The organism is Planotetraspora sp. A-T 1434 (assembly GCF_025420585.1).
GTDB lineage: Bacteria > Actinomycetota > Actinomycetes > Streptosporangiales > Streptosporangiaceae > JAOEGB01.
The window spans coordinates 1-5896 of record NZ_JAOEGB010000055.1 but is presented as its reverse complement, the minus strand read 5'-3'; the positions used below and the strand labels follow the sequence as shown (position 1 = coordinate 5896).

At 65.7% G+C, this 5896-nt stretch carries 4 protein-coding genes; 1 reads left to right on the top strand and 3 read right to left on the bottom strand.

What is annotated here, in order from left to right; translation table 11 throughout:
• The 3 genes from N5079_RS34840 to N5079_RS34830 form a co-directional block, all read right to left on the bottom strand.
• A partial coding sequence (locus N5079_RS34840; protein WP_261588494.1) for a hypothetical protein occupies positions 1 to 552 on the bottom strand: 552 nt, incomplete at its 3' end.
• Between the two features lie 181 nt (positions 553 to 733).
• Positions 734 to 1210 (bottom strand): M15 family metallopeptidase, encoded by a 477-nt coding sequence (locus N5079_RS34835; protein ID WP_261588493.1) that lies wholly within the window; start codon positions 1208 to 1210, stop codon positions 734 to 736.
• A 374-nt stretch (positions 1211 to 1584) separates the two neighbouring features.
• Positions 1585 to 4656: an AfsR/SARP family transcriptional regulator gene (locus N5079_RS34830; protein WP_261588492.1), complete on the bottom strand. Its 3072-nt coding sequence runs from the start codon at positions 4654 to 4656 to the stop codon at positions 1585 to 1587.
• A gap of 508 nt (positions 4657 to 5164) precedes the next feature.
• On the opposite strand from N5079_RS34830, the gene N5079_RS34825 reads away from it, so the two are divergent.
• The coding region (locus N5079_RS34825; protein ID WP_261588491.1) for a GH25 family lysozyme at positions 5165 to 5896 on the top strand (732 nt) is incomplete at its 3' end.

Genomic DNA, 5896 nt, shown 5'->3' with positions numbered 1-5896 from the left:
CACCCCAAGGGTCGGGGTGTCGACGATGTTGTTGTATCGAATGGGACGGAAGTTCTGCATGCCCGCCCATGACTCGTCGCCTCTCTGGCCATGAGAGTTCGCGGTGGGACCTTTGGCCCAGTCGTTCTGCCAGCCATCGCCGTCCGGGTCGGCGCCACCGTTCAGCGAGTAGGTCCATGCGCCCTGAGTGTGGTCGCTTTCGTTCTTCCACCGGGCGAACAACTCGATGTGCCCACTCTTGAGGATCGCGTCCCCCGGCTTCAGGTCATGGAGGCTGGGCAGGTAGGTCTTGCCGGACCAGGATTCGAAGCCCGAGGTGTTGAGCCCGCCGTACTGGCCGGGACTGATGTGCCAGGCCATGGAGACCAGACCCGAACAGTCCGGCCCGTACTTGTGGGCTCCCTCCACATCGGTGACCAGCGTGTTGGCCTGCCGGGTCAGGTTGTACTGGACATTGCGGTCCACCCAGTTCTGGGCGCGGGCGAGCACCTCGGAACGGCTGATCTGCCCGCCCACCGAGGACGCGGCATGAGCCGCGGGGGCGATGTTCACAGCCACAAGAAGGCCGCCCGTGAGCGTGGCTGTACCTACCACGGCTGTCAGAGAACGACGGAATTCGTGGAGGATCTTCATGATGGGTTCCTTTCGCAGGGGGAATTGGGGGTTACTTTGCAGATTTCAGGCATGCCGCAAAAGACCGGCGACTTTGATGCGGAGCCGGCTCGTTGGCTGATCAACCGCCGGTAGGCAGGTTCAGGTGACCGTAAGGGGCTGCTGGTGCCCGTGTGACGAAGGCCCAGTAGCGGTCTCCGTACGACCAGTGCCACCACTCGGTCGGGTAGTTGACGAAGCCGGCCTGCGCGAGCGCGTCACACAAGATCTTCCGGTTGTGACGGGCTTCCGCCGAGATGTTGGGCGCGGCGGTGTAACAGGCGTTCTCGCTCTCTTCGGGGCTGGCGTTGACCTCGGTTCCCATGTCCAGCTCCTCCCCGGCGGCCGTGCACAACGTGAGATCCACCGCGGCGCCACAAACATGAGGGCCGATGTGGGGAGGGGCGAGGGAACGGCTGGCCTGTACGTGGACGTGTTCCTCGGACCACTCCGGGTTGGCGTGGCGCAGTTCGGCCGCGTACCTCGCGAAATAGCGCTCCTGCAACGCGAGCGGCCGGTAACCCTCGACGACGAGCAGGTGCAGCCCATCCGGCAGCATGTGTTCGCACTGCAGCAGCCGTCCGACATGTCCCTGACGAACATGGGCGTATGCCCCATCAGGGTCAGCCAGGCGAGGGTCGAGAAGCAGGTCTGTCGCCGCACGTAGATCAATCAGAGGTTCGCCGCACTCCTCGACAGGAACCGCCGACACGCGGGGATCGGACATGAGAACGACTTCATGCATGGTGTCCTCTCAGACGCTGAGCCAGGCGAAGCGGTCGCTCGCCAGATCGATCCTCAGGCGAGTCACTGATGTGAACCCCTCGCCCGAGCAGTGCCGCACGCTGTCGGCCCTGCGCTCAACGTTCGGTCGGCGCCGTATAAGTTCTCTCCAAAAACGCACCAAGCGGTCGCCGGCGCGTCGCGGATGCCTCAGTCGCGGGGACTGTCCCGCCATCCGCTGAGCTCGCCGTACTCACGCGTCCCGAAGGCGGCGAAGATCTCGATTGCCTGCGTACGAAGTGCTTCGGCGGCCGTCGCGTCCCCGCTCGCCGCTCGAACTGACGCCAGGTCACGCATGACACGGGCGCGGAAAAGAGGCATGTCCAGCGCATCCCAGATGGCGACCGACCGGTCGAGGTGTGCCCCGGCCTCGTCGTACCGTCCGCGCGCCAGGTGCAGCTCACCGATGGTGCGCTCGATGAGCCCTTCCCCGAACCGGTCGCCGTGCCTCTGGCACGTGATCAGGGCCTCGACGAGGTCGGGCAGGACAGAGACGTCACCGCCGAGCCGGATCCGGGTCTTGGCCAGAGCCTGAACCGCGTAGGCCTCCATCAGCGGATCACCGGCCTCACGAAGCAGAACGGCAGCCTGCGTACACAGCGTCTCCGCCTGCGTGAGGTTCCCCGAGGCTCGGTGAACCAGTCCTATCGAGCGCATGGTCAGGGCTTGGCTGCGTTTGCTGCCCAAGCGCCGAAACGCGGCCAGCGCGTGCTCGAGAAGAGCAATGGCCGTCGCGTAGTCACCCTGGTCCAGCATCACCGATCCCGCCAGGCGGTTGACGTAGCCGATCCCAGCGTCGTCGTGGAGCGCCTGGAACGTGATGCCCGCGCGCCCCAGGTGGAGCAGTGCCTGGGAGAAATCTCCCTGCTCTCGGCAGGCGGTGCCGATCCCGGCAAGCGCCACTGCCTCCCCATAGGTATCGCCGCTGGCTTTGAACAAGGGAAGTGCCTGGTGGAAAAGCTCCTTAGCCTCCGCATAGCGGTCCTGCCTGCAACGCAGTTGGCCCAGTCCTGCCAGCAGGGTCGCCTCTCCGAGCAGATTCCCCGCGCGCCGGGCGGCGGCCAGCGCGGGCTCGTGTGTACGCGACCAATCTTCGAACCGAGCGTCGACGGAGAACGCCGAAGAGCACAGGGCGGCGGCCGTTTCGCACACCACGTCGTCGAGATCCATCGCGGCGGCCCGCTCTACGGCGACGACGAGTGCGGAGGCCTCTGCGTTGAACCAGGCCGTCATGTCGGCAGCGGCCCGCTCCGCCACCTCCGCGCCAATGGGCAGAGCCATGCCGTAGTGACGACGCAGGGAGACCGCGCCCGAAGGGCTCTTGGCAGCGGCGTGTGTGATCAGCCACAACCATCCGCCCAGGGCCCGGTTCAGCGCGGCCGCACATTCCTCGGCGGACTCCTCCTCCTCCGCTCGTTCTGCCGCGTATACGCGCAACAGGTCGTGCAGCCGGTAACGAAGCTGGCCGGCGGTGTCCACGGCGACGAAGTCGACGAGTTGAGCGTCCATCAACCGCTCGATGACCTCCTCACCCGTCGCTTCCCCCACACCGAGAAGAGCTCCCACCACCCAGGGAGCGAAATCCGGCACGCCAAGCAGGCCAAGCCGGCGGAACGCCTTCGTCGCCAACTCGTCGAGACCCCGATAGCTCAGCGCGACGCTGGCCCGGACTTCCAGGTCACCGGCAGCGAGTTCGTCGAGCCGGCGCCGCTCGTCGGCCAAGCGCTTGGCGAGTGTGAGAAGCGGCCAGTGCGGGCGTGCGACCAAGCGGGCACCTGCCGTACGGAGTGCCAGCGGCAGATAGCCGCAGAGTACGGCAATGCGATCAGCGGCGTCCTGCTCCGCGTAAGCGCGTTCCCGTCCGGCGATGCGGGCCAGTAGCTCGACGGCCGACTCCGCGGCGAGGACGTCCAGGTCGACCAGGCTCGCGCCGTCCAAACCGGCCAGCCTCCTGCGTGCGGTGATCAACACAGCGCACGTGCGGCTCCCCGGCAGCAAAGGGCGGACCTGCTGTTCCATGCCCCCGTCGTCGAGAACGATGAGCAACCGCCTGCCTGCCAGGAGGCTGCGGTAGGCGTCGACTCTTTCCTGCAGCGTCTCGGGGATCGCGGCCGGTTGCACACCGAGAGCCCGCAGGAACCGTCCCAGCGCCTCCTGCGGCGGCGTTGGGGAATCGGTGACGCCCCGCAGGTCGGCGTACAGCTGGCCGTCGGGAAAGTCGTCTGCCATCTCGTGCGCGATCTTCACCGCAAGTGCGGACTTGCCCACGCCGCCCTTACCGGAGATGACGCATACTGGCACCGCGTCGCTTTGTGCGCGCAAGATGGCGGTCAGCTCGTCGATCTGCTTCTCACGACCCGTGAAATCGGCGATGCTGCGCGGCAACTGGCTGGGCGCGACGTCCGGCGTGGGACCCGGGGCGGGCATCGCAGGACCAACGAGAGTGACGGCTTCGGCCGGGCGTGGCATCGTGGGCCGAAGCAATGACGGATCAGCCCGCAGCATCGCACCGTACAGCTGCTGCAGCTCCGCGCCGGGGTCAACGCCCAGCTCGTCAGCCAGCCGCTGCCGGCCCTCGTGATAGACGGTCATCGCGTCAGCCTGCCGACCCAGCCGGTACAAGGTCACGATCAGCTGGGCGCGGAGATGTTCACGGGCGGGCTGGCCCTTCACCAGTTCGACAAGTTCGCCGACTGTCTCCATTTCCCTGCCCAGGGCAAGCTCAGCGTCGATCCGCTCCTCAAGAACGGTCAGCCGGATCTCCTCGAGACGCTCCGCCTCTCCGCGCAGCGCGTCACCTATCCCTCCCAGGGCGGCTCCCCTCCACAGTTGTAAGGCGGCCCGCATTACCTCGGCAGCGGACTGGTGATCGTTCTTCTCCGCATGTGAGCGACCATTCGCGACCATCCGCTCGAATATCTCGAGGTCAACCTGCTCCGGCTTGGGATGGGCCAGATAGCCTGGCGGCCGAGTCTCGATCGTGTGCTCGTCGCCGACTGCCGACAGTGTGCGGCGCAGGCCATACACGTAGGTCTGTATCAGCCCGTGGGCACTCTTGGGCGGCCGCTCGCCCCACAGGATGTCCACGAGACGATCACCGGAGATCACCTTGCCGGAATTCAGCAGCAAAGCGGCCAGGAGAGCGCGGGGTTTTGGGCCGCCCAACGACAGGCGCCGATCACCATGCCATGCTTCCACCGGGCCGAGCAGACGAAACTCCACCAATCCCCCTGGAGGTAGCAGACAGGACATTTGAGCTACGAGCGAGATCATCACGCCGATGGGGTTACGGCAGACGATAGGCCGCACTCGTCGCGTCGGTCCGAGCATGACCGCCCCGGCTTGACACAGGCCTGACACGCCGCCCCGGTGCTCCTTGGTGCTTGGGGTACCCGGCCCCCCTCAACGCCGGTTCGCTCGCCGATGAGAGGCGGAGATAGAGCCGGGAACGGCTCAGGCAGAGCATCGGATACGTCGGTATAGGTGAGGTATAGGCGCAGGTCGAACGCGCTATGCCGAACAGGCGTAGGCGCTTTTGAGGCCATCTTGAAGCAGATCTGAAGAGAAGCTGCAGCACGTGACGCGAACGTGTCCTTGATCCCAGGACAGCAGGCACGTAGGAAGGCAGCTTCCGATGCAGACAACAGCAAGGGCCACAGGGCAAGCCCGAGACGGGGGCACGGCACGAAGGTCTCGCCTTGCGCGAACATGCAGGATCTCGCTGCAAACGGTGACCGCGGCCATCGTCGTCGCCGTGGCGATCCTTACGAACACCTCCCCAGCGGCGGCCAGCCCGGCCGGATACTCCGTGCTCGGCACCGATGTCTCCAACAACGACGGTGCGATCGATTGGAGGCAGGTCGCGGCCCGCGGTGTCAAGTTCGGCTGGGCGAAAGCCACTGAAGGCACGTCCTTCGTAGACTCGTATTTCGACGCGAACTACCACGGCGCCAAGAACAACGGCATTTACATAGGAGCGTACGCCTTCGGACGGCCGGACAAGGGCGTGAGCACCGGCAAGGCGCAGGCCGACTTCCTCGTCGACCACGCCCAGTATGTGAATGACGGCAAGACCCTGCCCCTGCAGCTCGACATCGAGTGGCCATGGTGGACTCAATCGGCCCCGATGTACCCGTGCTACGGGTTGTCGACCAGCCAGATGGTGACCTGGATACGCGACTTCGTGAACCAGATTAAGGTCCGGACCGGCCGGGAGGCGTCCATCTACACCAACCGCAATTGGTGGAACCAGTGCACGGGAAACAACACCTCGTTCTCCGCGAATCCGCTGGAGACCGCGAATTACAGCGCTTCTCCCGGAACGCTGCCGGCGGGATGGTCCCGGTTCACGGCCTGGCAGTACGCCGGATCATCCAGCGATATCCCCGGCTCACCGACAGTGTTCAACGGCACCCTCGGGGACCTCGCCACGTTCGCCAACGCGAACAACAACCTCGGGGTC

Coding starts and splice junctions, on each gene's coding strand:
- N5079_RS34835 (WP_261588493.1), bottom strand. CDS start 1,210: ATGCTGCCGGATGGGCTGCACCTGCTCGTCGTCGAGGGTTACCGGCCG.